An 18,936-nucleotide genomic window follows, 5' to 3' on the forward strand; every position below is an offset into this window, starting at 1 on the left:
GTGTTGGACGATGAACAGCTAGATGTAGAATTAAATAATCAGAAAACTTTAGCAAATGAAAATACAGAAATGTCTGAGGAAAAAGTGGAAATAGAGGCTAACAATGAAGAGCCTTTTGTAGAGAGCAAAGTTGAGTCTAATCAACAAGTAGTAACAGTAACGCAGATGTTTCCGAAACTTTTTCATTGCAGAATTACTAGTGCTTTATACAAAATTTTGAATCAACGCGGTGGTGAGTTAGGAGAGGTGGGGATAAAATGGGAAATAAATTTAAGTCGTCAAGGTGAAGATTGGTTCTCAACACCGGATTTAATTTTTATTAATTACGAAAATCTGCCTATTGAGTGTTTACAAGATGAAAATTATCCGATCGCACCAGAGTTAGTTATTAATATTATGCCTGGGGAAAGAAGTTTTAGGGAGTTAGTGGAAGATGCGATCGCTTACCTAGAAGCAGGTGTACAAAGAGTTTGGTTAGTTGACTATCAAGCAAGAAGTATTACTGTATTTTACGACGATTCTAGACCTCGGAATTATACAGGAGAAATGCAGTTGAGGGATCGGCTTTTTGAAGGTTTAGAACTTACGCCAGAGCAACTTTTTCAACAAGCGAAGTTACCCAAATTATAAATTCTTGTATACTTTCTCCCTCTTCTCTCTGTATCCTCTGTGTCTCTGTAGTTCAAAAAAGCGATTATATTTGAACCACGAAGACACGAAGGACACGAAGACAGAAGAAGAGAAGAAAGAAGTAGAGACGTTTCATGAAACGTCTCTACTGTAAATAGTTTTAGCAAATTTCCCTAAGTTTTCTTGTCGCCATTTAGCATCAGCTTTACGATTTGTTTGGATTTCCAAAACTCGAATTCCCTTGTCTGGTAAAGGATTCAATCTTTGCTGTAAATGCTGCCAAGAATTAATTAACTCATATTCCACATTGTAAGTAGCACAAAGTTGAGCGAAATCTATATCTTGTGGCGTAGCAAAATACTCTTCAAAAGGTGGCTCAAATTTAGCAATAGGTAACATTTCAAAAATTCCTCCACCATTATTATTAATTAAGATAATTGTCAAATGACCGATAAATTTGTTCCTCAATAAAAAGCCGTTTGTATCATGCAATAAAGCTAAATCTCCTGTTAACAAAACGCTACTTTTTTGTCGATGAGCAATACCTAAAGCGGTGGATAAAGTGCCATCAATACCATTTGCACCCCGATTAAAAAAAGGTTGAATGCGCGAGTTGTTTGGTTGCCAGAAAAATTCCACATCTCGCACAGGCATACTATTAGCAATAAATATTGGGGTTTCTGCTGGTAAATTTTGGCAAATTAACCAAGGGATTTTGCTTTCAAATATGTTTTCTGTAGCTGTCATTTCTTGGTTAATTTGTTGTCTGACTTTGGCTTCAATGTCACACCAAATTTGTAGATATTTACTATTAACATTTGCTTCTAATTGGCAATGATTAGCTAATTGTTCAACAGATATCCGTAAATGAGTTGTTTTCCCATGCAATGGATCAAAGTTGTGATAACTGGGATCGATTATCCATCTTTTTGGTTGAGTTATTTCTAGCCAAATTCGCAGTTCTTTGCTGGTGGGTAAATCTCCAATTTGAATTGCAATTTCTGGTGTTAGTTGTTGGGTGATTTGTTGATTTCGCAGGATTAAATCATAAGTTGAAATTAAATAAGGATTCAATTGATTATAGTTTCTTAATGGCGATAGTCCTTCGGCAATAACGGGCGCTTTTAAGGTTTGGGAAAGATGCGAAATTGCTTGACAATATTCTTGCGGAAATTGGGGACTGGCAGTACCACATACTATAATTACTCGTTCAGATTTTAGCCATTCTTGGAAATAATGTTCGATGAAATATGAAGTGTAACTTGGTAATTCTGCTTGTTTATTATTGACAGTACTGAAAAAGTTTTCTGGGAAATTTTGCAAATTAATTTTATGGTCGGGAATGGGGGCGAGGGGGTCACGAAATGGGATGTTAAAATGAACTGGGCCAGGGGTGGGGAAAAGCGATCGCTCCCACCCATAAACGATAGTTTGTCTTAAGTAATGGAGTAGGCTAATTTCTAAGGAAGGTGTGGCTAATTCGGTTTGCCAGTTGGGATAATTGCCATACATTTTTACTTGATCTATTGTTTGTCCTGAATGGCAATCTCGCAATTCTGGAGGTCGATCGGCTGTGAAAATTAATAGCGGAACTCGGCTTTCTTTCGCTTCAATAATTGCAGGATAGAAGTTAGCGCCAGCAGTTCCAGAAGTGCAAATTAAGGCTACTGGTAAGTTGGTTTTTTTGGCAATTCCTAAAGCAAAAAATGCAGCCGATCTTTCATCTAAAACGGGAATGGTTTCTATTTGTTTTTCTTGGGCGAAGGTGATAGTTAAAGGGGTAGAACGTGAACCTGGACAAATAATTGCTGTGGTTAATCCGAAACGTTTTAAGGTTTCGGTAATAATGGAAGCCCAGAGTGTGTTGGTGTTACGAAAGTCTAGGGACATGGAAATAGTTAATAAACCGCTTCAGACGCAGAGAACGCAGAGGAGGAGGGGAGATTTTTTAAACTAGGGCTTTGAGAAGGGCTTGGAGTTTTAGTTGGATTTCTGCTAGTTCTTTTTCGGGATCGGACCCGGCGACAATTCCTGCACCTGCCCAAAGTCTGGCGCGATCGCTTTCGATTAATGCCGAACGAATTCCTACTATAAATTCGCTGTTTCCTTGGTGATCTATCCAGCCTATTGGTGCTGCATAAACGGAACGGTTAAATTTTTCATAACGGCGAATTTGTTTGAGGGCAATATCTCTAGGAACGCCAGCAACGGCGGGTGTAGGATGGAGTTCAGCGAGGATTTCTAAGGGATGAATTCCTATAGGAATTGTACCTTGGATCGGTGTCCATAAATGCTGAATGTTGGATAGTTTTAATAAGCTAGGTATGGGCAGTTTGTGTGGTGTTAAACCTAAGTTTGATAAGCGTTGAAAGATGAAGTCACTGACAATTTGATGTTCGGTTCTATCTTTTTTACTTGTAAGTAATTTCTCGGCAAAGTAAGCGTCTTCTATTAGAGTTTTACCTCTGGGTGCCGATCCAGCTAAAGCGTCAGTTTTTAATTCTAGATTTTGAATTTTAATTAGTCTTTCGGGACTAGCACCAATGAAGTTTTTACCTTTGCCATTACTGAGGGAAAATACTTGGCAGTCAGGATATTTTTGTCGCAGGTTATGTAGTGAATTAATCAGATTAAAAGGTTTGGGTGCTCTGACATCGATCGCATGAGCTAAAACAACTTTGCTAATCTGCTGCTGCTGAATTAATTCTAAGGCTGATAATACTGATGAATAGAAGTTTTTTCTATCAGTAACATCTTTGGTTTGCAAAGTCAACTTATAATTAGCAAAATTGGATAAATTCAAGCTTTTAGTTAATTTAATTAGCTGGTATTTTTCCCATATACTTTCACAAGTTCTTTCTAGGTTAAGATTTCTATCTATTAAAATATTGCTGATAATTATACAGCGATTTTTTTGACTGGAAATCTGCCATTTTGGTAAGAATACCATTGCTGATGGGAATGGCGAATCGTTATGATTATCTTCGTCAAAAAAGGTAAAATTGCAGAAGAAATGGGGGCCAGAAAATGGCAAATCTAAGGCTCCAATAGCGGTAGTATTGGCAAGGCATGATTCAATAAACTGTTGCACTTGCGAAAAGCGATGAGTTCCTGCTACTTTAAATTTGACTACTGTACCAAAAGCTGCGATCGCCTCCTCTTGATTCACTTTTTCTCCATAAAAATGAATTTCATTAGGGTGGCAAATTCTATCCAATACGGCTAGAGGATCGATCGATTTTGCTTCCCAGGAAATACTGACAATTTTGGATGGTCTTTTTTCACTTAACGTTTGTTTACAAGCAGAAAGAAACTGATTTAGTTCCTGACAATCCTGAATCAGATTTACATGATGCTGTATGATTGGCATGGATAAAAAAGTTTGCAAATTTTTTTAAAGTTTGGTTGCCAAAACTGAATTAATGAGCGTATGTCTAGTAAGTTAGCACTCTGCCTCAAGTCCCAGCATTGCTAGGCGGGAGACATTCGCTGATTCTTGCATAGTAAACGCTCCAAATTGAGTTTACCATTGCTCCATTAAAATCATAAAATAATTAAAATTGTGAAACTTAAATTGATTTTGTCTGATGACTACCAATTCGATCGAGTTGACAAACAGTAAGTTGTGGTACGCTGCAATTAAACCACCTATGTATAGCGTTGCCGTTATTCCAATTTGGGTAGGTACGGCAGTAGCTTTTGCTGAGACAAAAATAATTCATGCTGGAATATTTGCCACTTTTTTAATATCAGCCATTTTAATTGTAGCCTGGATTAATCTGAGTAATGATGTTTTTGATTCGGAAACAGGCATTGATGAAAATAAAGCTCATTCTGTGGTAAATTTAACAGGTAATAAATCGTTAATTTTTTGGCTGGGGAATCTATTTTTAGGTTTGGGGATTTTGGGAATATTAGCGATCGCTTGGCTGCAACATGACTTTACTGTAATTGGCATAGTCATTCTTTGCTGTTTCTTAGGCTACACTTACCAAGGGCCGCCTTTCCGTTTAGGATACCAAGGTTTAGGAGAAATTATCTGTTTTATTTGTTTTGGCCCTTTAGCAATAGCCGCAGCTTACTATAGCCAAACACAAACCTTTTCTTCGATCAGTATAGCAGCTTCGGTAATTGTAGGAATTACCACTAGTTTGATTTTATTTTGTTCCCATTTTCATCAAGTTGCAGATGATTTAGCTGCGGGAAAGCGATCGCCAATTGTCAGACTTGGTACTAAAAAAAGCTCACAATTATTACCTTGGGTTTGCGGTAGCATTTACGCACTAACTACCATGTTTGTAGCTGGGCAAATTTTTCCAACCTGGACTTTACTAATTTTCATTAGTCTACCATTTGCGGTAAAATTAGTTCGCCATGTTGGTGAATTCCACGACCAACCAGATAAAGTAAATAACTGTAAATTCATTGCAGTTACTCTTCATTTTTGGAGTGGTTTGTTGTTAGCTTTAGGGTTTGTAATTCCGGGTGTTTAATGGTTTATCAATTGCAATTTCGTCCCTATCAACGCTCGTTTGTGCGATCGCTCTCTACCAGTCATGGTAACTGGGAAACTAGAGAGGGAATCATCATTAAATTAATCGATGAAACAGGCGTAATTGGTTGGGGAGAAATTGCACCCCTTCCCTGGTTTGGTTCAGAAAGTTTAGCCGAGGCGTTAGATTTTTGTTCCCAACTAGGGAAGGAAATTACCACAGAAACTATTTTTTCAATTCCCGACGAATTACCCGCTTGTCAATTCGGTTTACAGTCAGCTTGGGAAGCAATTAAACAACCCCAAAAAGCTACTTTCAACTTCAAATTTAGCGGGTTATTACCCACAGGTGAAGCAGCTTTACATACCTGGCAAAAACTTTGGCAAGAAGGATATCGCACTTTTAAATGGAAAATCGGCGTTTTACCAATAACCGCAGAAATAGACCTTTTTAACAAGCTAATTCAAGCATTACCTAACGAAGCAAAAGTAAGATTAGATGCTAACGGGGGACTAAATTGGGAAAAAGCGATCGAGTGGTTAGAAATTTGCGATCGTTGGCAAATTGAATTCCTAGAACAACCCTTAGCGCTAGGAAAAGAAAAAGCGATGTTAGAGTTAAGCAAAAAATACTCTACACCCCTAGCATTAGATGAATCAGTAGCTACAATTGCTCAATTAAAAGCTTGCTATCAACTTGGTTTGCGGGGAATTTTCGTGATAAAACCTTGCATTGCTGGTTCACCATTTCATCTCAGGGAATTTTGCCAACAAAATAACTTAGATATTGTTTTTTCTTCCGTATTTGAAACCACTATTGGTAGACAAGCTGCATTAAAATTAGCTACAGAAATTCCCTCAAAGAATCGCGCTTTAGGTTTTGGCATTAATCACTGGTTTAAGGAAGATGAAGAAACATGGTTAGCATCTCTATGGAATCACCTTTAACTTATTTAGAAAAACGTGCTAACGATAATTGGTTAATTGGTTATGATAGCAGTGAATTTACTTTATTGACTCAACAATTATATTCAGAACTTACTCAAAATGCTAATTTTAAAACACCCTTAAAGATTGTCATCGCTGAACGACAACCGATAAAATTACTCGCCAGTTTCATTGCTGCAACTGCTGCTAATTGCCATGTTTTTCTATGTAATCCAGATTGGGTAAAAGCTGAATGGGAACAAGTTTTTAATTTAGTGCAACCGGATATAATTTGGGGAAATGTGGCAGAAATTGATTATAAAAAACCCCAAATAAAAACTACGCCATCTCTACCTAAATATCCATCATCTTTAATCATGATTCCCACTGGTGGATCGTCGGGAAAAATTCGTTTTGCCATGCACACTTGGGAAACTTTAATGGCATCAGTAAGAGGATTTCAGCAATATTTTAATCTTGAACAAGTTAACTCATTTTGTATTCTACCACTTTATCATGTAAGCGGATTAATGCAATTTATGCGTTCTTTTACTAGTGATGGTAAATTGGTAATTTCCAATTTCAAATTACTAGAATACAGTCAAAAGTATGACATTGTACCAGCAGAATTTTTTATATCTTTGGTTCCCACTCAATTACAACGCTTGCTAGAGAAACCTGAATTAACTACTTGGTTATCTCGCTTTAAAACAGTACTTTTAGGCGGCGCACCTGCTTGGTTAGAACTTTTAGAAACAGCGAGAAATTACGGGATTCGTTTAGCGCCTACTTATGGAATGACTGAAACTGCATCTCAAATTGCTACTTTAAAACCCGAAGCTTTTTTGGCAGGAAATAATACCAGTGGTCGAATTCTTCCTCATGCAAAAGTCATAATTAAAGGTGAAAATGGAGAGATATTAGGTACGAATCAAACTGGTATTATTAATATTCAAGCAGATTCTTTGACGTTAGGTTATTATCCAGAATTCTTTCCCAATCAAGAAGAATTTCAATTAGATGATTTGGGATATATGGATGAGAATGGTAACTTAAAAATTGTTGGACGTAACAGTAATAAAATCATCACTGGGGGAGAAAATGTATTTCCTAATGAGGTAGAAGCTGCAATTATTGCTACTCAAATGGTTGAGGATGTTTGTGTAGTTGGTTTACCTGATTCTCAATGGGGTGAAATAGTCACAGCAATTTATGTTCCTAAAATTCCTGATATTAATATTGATGAGTTAAAAATAGCTATTGAAGATAAATTGAGTAAATTTAAACATCCTAAAAAGTGGATTGCTGTAGAAAATTTGCCACGCAATGCACAAGGAAAGATCAACCGTCAACTATTAATGGAAGGTACGTTGTTGCGCTTTAGCGCTATTGGGAAGAGCGCTAAAGCGCAACAACATACCTGGTTTTAAGTAACTTGTAACCAGTGAATCATTTCTGATGGTAATTCTTTTCTGGTTCTTGTAGTTGGATCGATACAAATGTGTTTGGTAATTGCTTTAGATATTATCTCGTTTTCTGGGGTGAGAATTTGATAGTTAATTTCAAATTTTTGGGGGGTTAATTGGTTAGGGGATAGGTTGATTGATATGCGATCGCCACAAAACATCGGACGCAAAAAGTCTACACTGGCATGAACAATGGGAATCGCAAAATCGTTGTTTCTAAAAAATAGCTGAAGATTAATTTTAGATACATTTAGGGATTCTTCATAAGCTTCATGGCAAATTTTTAACACATTGGCAAAGTAAACAACACCAGCTGCATCAGTGTCTTGAAAGTGAATAGTACGATTATAAGTAAAGGGCATATTTTTAGAATAATCCTACTAATTAAAGGGTGGTTAATCCCACCCTATTTTGATTTATATGGAATTTCTCGGACACAAAGTATTCAATAGTAAATCTGGATCGAGTGTTTTACGTAACCTGGCATTTTTAGTTAAAAAAACCATCCTTTTGCCTTGGAAAATTAAAATGGGTGGCTGGTTAGCAGTACTATTGTAAGCACTTATTTGGGAGAACAAACTTCCTAGATTTCCCGATCGGTTTCTAATACTTAATACACCATCTCGGCTACCAAATGGACCCGAAGGATTGCAAATAGAATTACTAGCGGTTGGATCGCTAGAAACTAAGCCGACGAATGTACCACCATTACCCATTAAATAGGCATTACCGTCTAATTGAGGAATTATCTGCAAAATTCGCGTATTTGCTACTAATATTTCCTGGGAATTTCTGGTTGTTGCTGTTGGCGTAAAGGAAACAGCGAGAACTTGAACTGACATCAAAGCTAAGGTTTGAACTGCTAATAATGGTGAAGTCAAGCCTACAAAACGTAAGAACTGAATCATAATTTCTAGTTAAAAGTAAGTTATGTTGCTTAATTCAATATTCGCAAAATATTTAATTGTTAGCAATTATTGTAATTAATCTCTAAGGTTTTGGGAAGCTAATAAACAAAAAACCCCTCGAAAAGAGGGGTTGTCATCAGGGTGCATCTACTGTACTTTTATTAAAGCCTGAAGTTACTATTGCTTGGTTCACACTTTTGGGTGAAGTTTGGTTACTTTGGGGAGTGTAAAGCTTTGTCTGATTTTTGGCAGTTTAGCGATCGCAATCTATTAATCGCCGCTGCTAACTCAAATTTGCGGAAAAATGCCAAATCTCCTTGGGGGAAACGAGTCAAAATATCCAATCCTTGCGACTCGATATCTGCCATAATTTGATTGAGAATTTCTGGCAATGTAGCAGTTTTATTCGCATATTGACGGACTGCATAAACCATCGCTTCTGCGATCGCCCTAGACTGTGCTTTATCCACTATTTGTTCTACTGCTGATAAGTCAATATCTTCGCCGCCAAATACCATTTCATCAACATCTCTGACTTTCAATCTTACTTGTTTCTGGCGATAGCTAGGATCGATCGTTTCAGGAATAGGAATTCGTGGCATAATTTGACCAAACTTTTCCCCGCCTTCAGCTTGTCTTTGGTTAGCATATTGATTGGCGATTTCTTTCGCTTTTGCTGTCACATCTTGCGGCTGAAAATTCTGCATCGCAATCACTGTATCTGCTACTTCAAAATAATCGCCGCTACCGCCCATTACCAAGATTGAAGATACATTATAGTCAGCGTACAATTGTCGGACTTTATCAATAAATGGGGTGATTGGTTCTTGATTTTTAGCAATCAAAGCTTGCATTCTTTGGTCACGAATCATGAAGTTTGTAGCGGCTGTATCTTCATCTATTAATAATACTTTGCTACCGACTTCTAAAGCTTCCATAATGTTTGCCGCTTGGGAAGTGCTACCACTGGCGTTTGTGGTGGAAAAATTCGTAGTTGAACGGTCTTGCGGCAAGTTACTAATAAACGGTGAAATGTCAACGTTAGCAACGGATCTGCCATCTTCTGCACGGATTTTTACTGCGGCTGGATTCGTAACTACAAACTCTCTACCATCATCGGGAATGTGATTATAAATTCCTACTTCTATCGCTCTTAATAAGGTAGATTTGCCGTGATATCCGCCGCCAACAATTAGGGTTACACCTGCGGGAATTCCCATGCCAGTAATTAAACCTTGATTGGGACGATCGAATTCAACTTTTAAAGATTCTGGGGATTGAAAAGCGATCGCACTTTCCGCCAAAGGTCGATCGTCAACTCCACTACGCCGAGGTAAAATTGCCCCATCAGCAACAAAAGCGACTAAACCTTTATTTGCTAATTCCTGTCTTAGCCAATCTGCATCTTCAATAGTTTCTACATGACGTTGAATTTTATTGGCATCTAAACGCTGATATTTAAGTGTTAAATTGACAAGTTGCGGAACTTGATCGCAAAGCATTTCGATCGCTTGATAACCTAAAATTCTCCGTCCCCCAGCAGGTAATCCCACCACAAAACGTACTTCAACAAATTCTTTATTTATAATTACAGAACTACGTTCTAAAACTTCTTGTCCGACAGGTAAAATAGAAATTAATCCACTATTTCCTGTACCTCTTTTTTGTTTAAATTTCTGAGTACAAACATCAAAATATCGAGTTAAATAATCTCGTAAAGCGATTTCTCTGCTTTTAGTTTGGTAAAGTTCCGCTGGAAATTTAGCGACTGTCATTGGAACTTTAACTCGAATGTTACTGGGACTAGCAAAAGGATCGCCTTGTACGCGATCGATTATCAAAGTAAAATCAGCAAAATCGTAACTTCCTTGAATATCTTGGAAAGCTTTGTATCCACGTCCATCTAATCGGATTAACTCTTGACGTAATTTCTCTTGGTTAGACATAATTAAAAACGAGAATCTAGGGCAAAACTGAGAATATGTTCGGCGATTATTTCTGGTTTTTCCAGTTGCGGCGCATGACCACAATCTTTAATCCATATTAGTTTACTATGGGCGATATCTCGCTGAAATTTCTTAGCATCTTCTGTTCCCAATGTTTCATCAGATTCACCCCAAAGGATGAGAGTTGATTTGTCAATCTGGGCAATTTTATCACCTAACCAACTGTAGCCGCAACTTTTAGTAAAACTGATCGTTGCTTCTACCCATCTGGGCATTTGTAGATGTAAGGTAACAGATTTAAGTGCCAATGAATCAGCAGAATTACTATTAATCAGGTTAACTATATTTAACGCTTGAAGTTTGCGTTGTCGCCAATATTCTACTGCTATGTAATCGCTGGGAGGAAAGAGATATTTTCCGAAAGGGAAACTCCCAGAATAACCAACGCTGTCAATTAATATTAGCTTTTTTACTGCTTGGGGATAGGTAATAGTAAAGTCAATTGCTGCTGCGCCTCCCATCGAACAACCTAACAAAATTATTGGTTGATTAATGAGAGATTTCCAGCAACAATAGAGATGCGTTTTAATAGTAGATGGATTGAAATTAATACCTTCGATTCTGTCTGTAAATCCGAAACCTAATAAATCGATCGCCCAAGTTTCATTTTTAGCAGCTAATAAAGGGAACAAGCGATAAAATTCCAACAGCGAACTATCAAAACCATGTAATAACAAAATGGGATTTCCGCCTTTACCTGCTTGGATATAAGCTGTCGAAATTGGTTGTTTGGTTAAAGGTGTGGCGATCGCCTTTCGCTGAATCTTTTCTCGTAGTTGAGTAACTGCGTCTTGGGTAAACATTTTCGTTGTGCGATCGCTTCTTATTTATTTTACAAGAATTTCCTGGTTTAAAGCATCAAATTTACTTTGATTATTCATTTCCGATACCAAGCACTGTCATAATAACAATGTAGTCATGGTCACAGAATACTTTTATGCCGATTATCCATAAAATTATTGAAGTTGAAACTAGCGAAGGAATCAGCATTTTTAATATTACACCCCAAATTGATGAATTTTTGCAAGATACAGGGATAAAAAACGGTCAAGTTTTAGTTTTTTCTCGACACACAACTACAGCTTTAGCTATCAATGAAAATGAAGAAAGATTGCTGGAAGATGTGAAAGTATATTTAAGAAAGTTAGCCCCAGAAACAGACAAGTATTTGCATAACGATCTACACCTGAGAGTTGTACCAGAAGATGAACCAATGAACGCCCATTCTCACTTAATGTCGATGACTTTAAGTACTAGTGAAGTAGTGCCAATTGTTGAAGGGAAATTAGCTTTAGGTACTTGGCAATCTGTGTTATTTTTTGATTTAGATGGGCCGAGAAAAAGGACAGTTTTTTTGCAAATTAGTGGGGAATACTGAGGATAAGAGCACTAAGAGGCAGAGCCTCTATTTTCGTTCCCAGGTTCAACCTGGGAACGAGATGTTATTAGTCCGCGTAGGCGGACTTTGTTTGTGTAGTGGCGGTTTTAACCGCCAAAACCTTTTGAAACATCCTCTGAATTAAAAGAGGCAGAGCCTCTATTTTCGTTCCCAGGTTGAACCTGGGAACGAGATGTGGGAGGTTCTACCTCCCTTGCTGCAATATCAGAGGAATAGGGTATTAGGGACTGGGAAAGTTTAAAAACTCATCTGGGGATGAATTAATTGATAACCTGCTTGTTTGATTTTTTGATTAGATACTTTAACATTGTAAGGGCGGTTACTTTTTTGGGAAGCATCCCAAGAAACTTTGGGTAAATTGTGGGTTTCAAATAAGCGATCGAGCAATTCTCGACTAGGTAAATAAGCATCATTTACTAAGTTATAAACACCTGATAATTGATGCTTTCTCACAAATTCGATCGCACTCACAATATCATCTAAATGAATCCAATTAGTGGTATCCTCGCCATTACCCGGACGAGTCGTACCAGCCGCCCTACCAAATATTTTTAGAAGTTCTCTATTTGGGCCAAAAATACCGCCTAATCTGAGAATACAAACCTTGAGACGATCGCTAGATGCTGACAATAAAACTTGTTCAGTTTCCGCTAAAATTTGCCCATTTGTGGTAGTAGGTGAAAGCGGCGTTGATTCATCCACCCATTCACCATTTTTATCGCCATAAACCGAGTAAGTTCCCGTATAAATAAGTTGCTTAATGCTGGAATTTGCTTGTAAAAGTGGAACTAAATTTTTAGCAGTATGTAAGTAGGTTTTTTCATAAGTATTTGCTCCCTTTGCGCCCACACTCAATAATAAAACTTCTTGATTTTCCAAGACTTTTATTAAACCTTCTGAGTCATTTCCGCGAACTACAAAAACCTTTTGAGAAACTGCTTCTAATTCTTTAACTCGTTCAGGATTAGTGGTAGTTGTAGTTACCGAAAAACCTAACTCTTTTTGCCAAAGACGGGCAACATTATAACCAACATAACCGCAACCAATGATAGCAATATTCATCAACAACCTTCTTCTTATCTGCGTTGTGAGGTACAGAGATCCCCGACTTCTTCAAGAAGTTGGGGATCTGGCTTGAATTAAGCTGCAAAACTATTAGTAACTCGACGTTCTAAAGGTACTTCAATGCGATCGCCAGGTTGAGGTTCCAACACCTTAGTTGCCAAATTATTTTCTGTCAACTTAGCCCGAAACTCTTCTGTAGTTCCCACAGCTTTTAAGAATTTTAGCAGTAACCCATCAAATTCGATATCACCGCCTGCTGCTGTGGGTAACATCACTTGTGGTTTAACCATTTGGGCAACTTCTAAAGCACTTTTTGTTCCTTTAATAATCGCCCCAACTAAAGGTAAAGTTAGGTCGATTATTGGCGTAATTACTACATCAATTGGCGCAACTTCTTTTAAAGTTGGAGAATGGGAACCATGAGGCTCATAATATAAAGAAAAACCGCTTTCTAACTCCTTTAATAAGTAGCCATTCTCTACAGTAGTTGGGCCAACAAGAGAGCCTGGAACGGCTTTAATTTCTACATTATTATTTAAGCTGAAAACTTCCCCATGATTTAGGGTTTTTACTTGTTGATAACCCAATTCTTGCACTACTTTAGCGGCACTAGGAGAACCGACAACGGGAATGTTACGGTTAAGTTGTTTTAAAGTTGCTGGGTGTGCGTGGTCTTCTAAACCTTGAGAGAGTAGAATTAAGTCAATGTTTTCAGGAATTTGCCGATCGCTTTGACGCGAACCTTTAAACAACCATTCCTGATTACCAAATACTAACGACCCCACCAGCCAAGGGTCAAGTAAAATTTTTTGACCACCAATTTCTATTAACCAAGAATTACTGTCCAACCAGGTCAAATACATAGTAACTTTTCCGATAACTCCTGTTTCTTATTTTAGGCAGATGTTACGTTATGTTAACTCGGTGCGATCGGCTAAATTTCCCCCAAAATTTACTTACTTACGTATAGTAAAAGTGTCAAATATTACTTAAATATATTTAAGGATTACTTATTAACAGTGTTAACCAAGGAAAGAAACCGCTTGCCAAAAAGCATTACACCAGATGAGTGTAAAAATTGGTTATATGTTGTGACTCGCACCTTAACAATTCAGTAATCTTGCTCATTTAATTTCAGAGTTTTTGTAATATTTGAGAATGAATTTTAGCAGAAAGCTGGGCAGCAGGTTTGAGTAGACAAGGATACAATTAGTATTGTGAATTGTATAAAAAGAGAGCAAACAGCAACAATCATTGTCACTAAAAAGTTCCGTTTGTTAAAAAATTAGGAAAATTTGCTAACTGCAAATTCAAATGTAAAAAAATAATTAATTCATTCTGTAAAGTTACTGAAGAACAGTTATTTTACTGCTAACTGTACAATTTTGCAGAGAATTTTTATTGCCTACAGCTTTGCTAATTTTTACTTTTTTTCATCCATTTGGGTGAATCAATCAGAGGAAGTCCTGAAAACAGCATGAAACATATCATACAGATGTCAGCTAAAGAAATTGCATCAGGCACTACAAACGACAGCAGCTAAATTTTAAGGAAATCTTTCAATTAGGTACATTCCACAACCAAGCAAAAGCAGTAATACTAATACATTATCTCTTAGTATTTACTAATCTCAAAAGTTTTCTGCAATACAAAACTTTCCAGATTGAATCAATTAAAGTTTGAGACATTGCCTAGAGGTAGCCATGAAAGTCACAAATAATGAAGAGCTAGAGCAACTTATCCAACGAGTGAAAGCAGCGCAAAGAAAATACGCAGCTTATACTCAAGAACAAGTTGACAGCATATTTAAGAAAGCAGCATTAGCTGCTAATGCTGCACGTATCCCCTTGGCAAAAATGACAGTAACCGAAACGGGAATGGGTGTAGTAGAAGACAAAGTAATCAAAAATCACTTTGCATCGGAAATTATCTACAACAAGTATAAAGCGGAAAAAACCTGCGGCGTAATTGAAGAAGACAAAGCCTTTGGGATTCAGAAAATTGCCGAACCAGTGGGAATTTTGGCAGGGATTGTGCCCACAACTAACCCAACTTCTACGGCAATTTTTAAAGCTTTAATTGCACTGAAAACCCGGAATGCGATTATTTTTTCTCCTCACCCCAGGGCGAAAGATTGCACGATCGAAGCAGCAAGAGTTGTTCTGGATGCAGCAGTTGCAGCAGGCGCACCTGATGATATTATCGGCTGGATTGATGAACCTTCGGTGCCACTTTCCCAAGCGTTAATGCAGCATCCTGATATTAACCTGATTTTAGCTACAGGTGGCCCCGGAATGGTACGGGCGGCTTACTCTTCAGGAAACCCATCGTTAGGAGTTGGTGCAGGAAATACCCCAGCATTAATCGATTCTTCTGCTCATTTGAAAATGGCAGTTTCCTCGATTATTCTGAGTAAAACTTTCGATAATGGGATGATTTGTGCTAGTGAACAATCAGTGATTGTCCTAGATGATGTTTATGATGAAGTAAGGGCAGAATTTATCGATCGCGGTGCTTATTTCCTCAACCCAGAAGAACGGGAAAAATTTGCCAAATTAATCATTGTCAACGGACGGTTAAACGCAGAAATTGTCGGACAACCTGTTCAGAAATTAGGCGAATTAGCTGGAGTTGATATTCCCGAAGATACCAGAGTAATCATTGGTGAAGTGGAAAAGATTGGGAAAGATGAACCCTTCGCCTTTGAAAAATTATCGCCAATTTTGGCAATGTATCGCGCCACAGACTTTGAAGATGCGGTAGACAAAGCCGAACAATTGGTATTATTTGGAGGCAGAGGACATACCGCAGTTCTTTACACCGCACCTTCTAATATCGAACATATCAAACGGTTTGAAGATAAGGTAGAAACCGCGAGAGTTTTGATTAATACGCCATCTTCGCAAGGTGCGATCGGAGATTTATACAACTTCCGTCTCGATCCATCATTAACATTAGGTTGCGGAACTTGGGGCGGTAATTCAATTAGTGAAAACGTCGAACCAAAACACCTGCTAAACATCAAAACTGTAGCAGAACGACGGGAAAATATGTTGTGGTTCCGCATTCCACCAAAAGTTTACTTTAAGTATGGTGCATTGCCCGTAGCAATTCGCGAATTAGCTGGAAAACGTCGTGCTTTTATTGTTACCGACAAACCATTGTATGACTTGGGTGTAACAGCATCGCTGGAAGCAGCATTAGAAGAAATCGGTTTGAAATTTGACATCTTTTATGATGTTGAACCCGATCCTTCTTTGGAAACAGTGCAACGTGGTTTAGCACTAATGAATACTTTCCAACCTGATGTGATTATAGCGATCGGTGGTGGTTCGCCGATGGATGCTGCGAAAATCATGTGGTTGTTGTACGAACATCCAGAAATCGAATTTGAAGGTTTGGCAATGCGGTTCATGGATATCCGCAAACGGGTTTATGAGTTGCCACCTTTAGGCGATAAAGCAATTATGATTGCTGTTCCTACCACATCGGGAACAGGTTCAGAAGTAACACCATTTGCCGTTGTTACCGATCGCCGTAGTAGCATCAAGTATCCTTTGGCAGATTACGCTTTAACACCAACAATGGCAATTGTTGACCCAGAATTGGTGTTAAATATGCCCAAGAAACTAACAGCTTACGGTGGGATTGATGCGTTAACTCACGCCTTAGAAGCCTTCGTTTCTGTGTTAGCTTCGGAATACACCAACAGTTTAGCTTTAGAAGCAATTCGCTTACTGTTTAAGTATTTGCCAAGTGCTTACAAAAATGGTGCGAACGATGCGAAAGCACGGGAAAAAGTACACTATGCTGCGACAATGGCAGGGATGGCATTTGCTAACAGCTTCCTGGGAATTTGTCACTCAATGGCACACCAATTAGGGGCAACTTTCCATGTTCCTCACGGTTTAGCTAATGCCTTGATGATTTCTCATGTGATCAAGTACAATTCAACCGATGCACCTTTCAAACAAGCTACTTTCTCACAATACAAATATCCTAATGCGAAATGGCGTTATGCCCGGATTTCGAGTTATTTAGGATTACCGGGAGAAACGGAAGAAGAGAAAGTTAATAGTTTGATTGCTGCGGTAGAAGACTTGAAGCGTCATTTAGATATCCCAACATCGATTAAAGATGCGATCAAAGAAAGTCCTCAAGAATTCTACGCTAAGGTGGAAAATTTAGCAGATCAAGCATTTGACGATCAATGTACAGGTGCTAACCCTCGTTATCCGTTAATTACCGACTTGAAGCAACTTTTGGAAGATGCTTATGAAGGTGTTCCAGTAGTTGATGAAACTCTGTTTTCAACTAATGGTAACGGTCATATAGTTGGTTTAGCAGATGTGAATGCCGATCCGCAACCTGTGATTTAGGGATTAGGAATTGGGGATTGGGGACTGGGGATTGGGGACTGGAAAATGTAGATAAATAAAAGTTTCTCTCCCCTTTACCCCTGTCCGATAATACTTAATTTGCTAATACCAATTCTCTATGAACTTAATTAACCTCCCCGTTCACAGGGAGGGGCAATAATCAACCAAATCGCGTAGACATAAACACGAATCTTGCCACAAATACAGCAGCTAAAATCCAAGTGGCGATCGACACTTCTTGCGCTTTCCCTTGGAAGCTTTTTACTATTGGATAAGTGATAAAACCTGCTGCTAAACCTGTGGCGATCGAATAAGTTAAAGGAATCAAAAAGATTGTCAAAAATGCCGGAATTGATTCTGCTGGATCTGCCCAACGAATACTAGTAATTGCAGACATCATTAACACCCCAGTAATTACTAAAGCAGGTGTGGTAGCATAAGGTGGAATTGCTTTAAAAATGGGGATAAAAATCATTGAAACAATCAACAACAATGACACAATTAAAGCTGTAAAACCTGTGCGTCCTCCTACTTCTACACCAGCAGCAGATTCAGCAAATGTGGTAACAGTAGAAGTCCCCATAATTGCGCCTGCTGTCGTACCAACTGCATCGGCAAGTAAAGCTTCATCTACCCGATCCATTTCGCCTTTTTCATTAACATAACCTGCCCGCAGTCCCACACCAGCAAGAGTCCCAACAGTATCGAAAACATCAACGAACAAAAACACTAGCAAAACTGCTAGAAAATCCAGAAAATTGTTGGCATTCAATTGGGTGATTCCACCGATCGCTTGTCCAATTAAATCTTTAGGATATGTGGGAATTTGGGCAATTCCTTCGGGCCAAGGAGTAACACCTAAAATCCACCCCAATAATGCCGTTGCTAAAATTGCCCAAAGTAAGGCACCTTTTACACGCCTCGCCAGAAAAGCAGCGGCAATAAAAATACCGAAAATTGCCATTAAAGTTGCAGGTTCTTTTAAGTTACCCAGTCCGGTTTTAGTAGCTTGATTAGCTACAATTATCCCTGCCCCGCCAACTTTTGGATCGCCTGATAATCCAATGTAAGCAATAAATAAACCAATCCCTACCGAAGTTGCAGATTTCATCACTAAGGGAATGGCGTTAACAATTTGTCGCCGAACGCTGGTGAGAGTTAAAACAATAAAAATTAGCCCTTCACCTAACACTGCTGTCAACGCTAAACGCCAATCAATTTTTAATGTGATAACTACGGAATAGGCAAAGAAAGCATTTAATCCCATCCCTGGTGCCATCGCAAATGGATAGTTAGCGTATAATGCCATTACCAAAGTACCAATTGCCGCAGAAATAGCGGTGGCAACAACTAATTCGGTGAATAAATCTTTCGGTTGACTGATAAAAATTGCATCGGAAAGAATTAACGGATTTACCACTAAAATATATGCCATTGTCATGAAGGTGGTTAGCCCTGCTAAAATTTCCGTGCGAAAGTTGGTATGGTACCTTCTAAATTGGAAAAATTTGCCGATCGCACCTTGCCATCCAGTTAACTCTGCTTCCTCTGATGGTTCCTTCTGCCTACTTAATTCTATCTCACTTAAATCATCAATATTTTTGCTCATTTCAACTACCTGGGACTTCCTACAAAAACATTGCTGTTACAAAGCTTCAATCCTA

At 38.3% G+C, this 18,936-nt stretch carries 15 protein-coding genes; 6 read left to right on the forward strand and 9 right to left on the reverse strand.

All coding sequences use genetic code 11. The features are described 5' to 3' along the window. Positions 1–165 precede the first annotated feature (165 nt). On the forward strand, positions 166–630 hold the full coding sequence (locus tag ACE1CA_RS21730) for a Uma2 family endonuclease (RefSeq protein WP_413280709.1): 465 nt from the start codon (positions 166–168) through the stop codon (positions 628–630). Between the two features lie 132 nt (positions 631–762). Here the strand turns inward: ACE1CA_RS21730 and menD are convergent, their stop codons facing one another. Then, positions 763–2,520 carry a 2-succinyl-5-enolpyruvyl-6-hydroxy-3-cyclohexene-1-carboxylic-acid synthase gene (gene menD / locus ACE1CA_RS21735; protein WP_413280691.1) on the reverse strand — a complete coding sequence of 586 codons (1,758 nt, stop codon included), beginning with the start codon at positions 2,518–2,520 and terminating at the stop codon, positions 763–765. A gap of 58 nt (positions 2,521–2,578) precedes the next feature. Beyond that, a complete protein-coding gene (locus ACE1CA_RS21740; protein ID WP_413280692.1) occupies positions 2,579–4,000 on the reverse strand; it encodes an isochorismate synthase in 1,422 nt (473 codons plus the stop codon). Between the two features lie 217 nt (positions 4,001–4,217). On the opposite strand from ACE1CA_RS21740, the gene menA reads away from it, so the two are divergent. From menA to ACE1CA_RS21755, 3 genes are read left to right on the forward strand one after another with little or no spacing between them, the layout of a single operon-like run. After that, a complete protein-coding gene (menA, locus tag ACE1CA_RS21745) occupies positions 4,218–5,123 on the forward strand; it encodes a 2-carboxy-1,4-naphthoquinone phytyltransferase (protein WP_413280693.1) in 906 nt (301 codons plus the stop codon). Further along, the gene (locus ACE1CA_RS21750) at positions 5,123–6,070 is read left to right on the forward strand and encodes an o-succinylbenzoate synthase (RefSeq protein ID WP_413280694.1); all 948 of its coding nucleotides are present in this window, start codon (positions 5,123–5,125) and stop codon (positions 6,068–6,070) included. Before menA ends, ACE1CA_RS21750 begins: the two co-directional genes overlap by 1 nt. Then, the gene (locus ACE1CA_RS21755) at positions 6,055–7,479 is read left to right on the forward strand and encodes a 2-succinylbenzoate--CoA ligase (RefSeq protein ID WP_459563699.1); all 1,425 of its coding nucleotides are present in this window, start codon (positions 6,055–6,057) and stop codon (positions 7,477–7,479) included. Before ACE1CA_RS21750 ends, ACE1CA_RS21755 begins: the two co-directional genes overlap by 16 nt. Here ACE1CA_RS21755 and ACE1CA_RS21760 read toward each other — a convergent pair. The 4 genes from ACE1CA_RS21760 to ACE1CA_RS21775 form a co-directional block, all read right to left on the reverse strand. Further along, a complete protein-coding gene (locus tag ACE1CA_RS21760) occupies positions 7,476–7,877 on the reverse strand; it encodes an acyl-CoA thioesterase (protein WP_413280696.1) in 402 nt (133 codons plus the stop codon). The two genes, ACE1CA_RS21755 and ACE1CA_RS21760, sit on opposite strands and share 4 nt — an antisense overlap. A 54-nt stretch (positions 7,878–7,931) precedes the next feature. Further along, positions 7,932–8,423, reverse strand: a complete 492-nt coding sequence (locus ACE1CA_RS21765; RefSeq protein WP_413280697.1) for a hypothetical protein — start codon at positions 8,421–8,423, stop codon at positions 7,932–7,934. A gap of 212 nt (positions 8,424–8,635) precedes the next feature. Further along, the gene (locus ACE1CA_RS21770; RefSeq protein ID WP_413280698.1) at positions 8,636–10,369 is read right to left on the reverse strand and encodes an ABC-ATPase domain-containing protein; all 1,734 of its coding nucleotides are present in this window, start codon (positions 10,367–10,369) and stop codon (positions 8,636–8,638) included. Between the two features lie 2 nt (positions 10,370–10,371). Next, positions 10,372–11,232, reverse strand: a complete 861-nt coding sequence (locus ACE1CA_RS21775; protein ID WP_413280699.1) for an alpha/beta fold hydrolase — start codon at positions 11,230–11,232, stop codon at positions 10,372–10,374. Positions 11,233–11,366: 134 nt separating this feature from the next. Here ACE1CA_RS21775 and ACE1CA_RS21780 point away from each other — a divergent pair, with 134 nt between their 5' ends. Next, positions 11,367–11,807 (forward strand): secondary thiamine-phosphate synthase enzyme YjbQ, encoded by a 441-nt coding sequence (locus ACE1CA_RS21780; protein WP_413280700.1) that lies wholly within the window; start codon positions 11,367–11,369, stop codon positions 11,805–11,807. Between the two features lie 258 nt (positions 11,808–12,065). On the opposite strand, the gene ACE1CA_RS21785 is transcribed toward ACE1CA_RS21780, so the two are convergent. Both ACE1CA_RS21785 and ACE1CA_RS21790 read right to left on the reverse strand, forming a co-directional pair. Then, complete coding sequence (locus ACE1CA_RS21785; RefSeq protein WP_413280701.1) at positions 12,066–12,890, reverse strand: SDR family oxidoreductase; 825 nt, start codon at positions 12,888–12,890, stop codon at positions 12,066–12,068. 77 nt (positions 12,891–12,967) lie between these two features. Beyond that, complete coding sequence (locus tag ACE1CA_RS21790) at positions 12,968–13,756, reverse strand: MBL fold metallo-hydrolase (protein ID WP_413280702.1); 789 nt, start codon at positions 13,754–13,756, stop codon at positions 12,968–12,970. A gap of 840 nt (positions 13,757–14,596) precedes the next feature. On the opposite strand from ACE1CA_RS21790, the gene adhE reads away from it, so the two are divergent. Continuing rightward, the gene (gene adhE, locus ACE1CA_RS21795) at positions 14,597–17,272 is read left to right on the forward strand and encodes a bifunctional acetaldehyde-CoA/alcohol dehydrogenase (protein WP_413280703.1); all 2,676 of its coding nucleotides are present in this window, start codon (positions 14,597–14,599) and stop codon (positions 17,270–17,272) included. Between the two features lie 160 nt (positions 17,273–17,432). Here adhE and ACE1CA_RS21800 read toward each other — a convergent pair whose 3' ends face one another. Beyond that, positions 17,433–18,881: an NCS2 family permease gene (locus tag ACE1CA_RS21800; protein ID WP_413280704.1), complete on the reverse strand. Its 1,449-nt coding sequence runs from the start codon at positions 18,879–18,881 to the stop codon at positions 17,433–17,435. Positions 18,882–18,936 lie beyond the last annotated feature (55 nt).

This window comes from Floridaenema evergladense BLCC-F167 (assembly GCF_041929205.2).
Lineage (GTDB): Bacteria > Cyanobacteriota > Cyanobacteriia > Cyanobacteriales > Aerosakkonemataceae > Floridanema > Floridanema evergladense.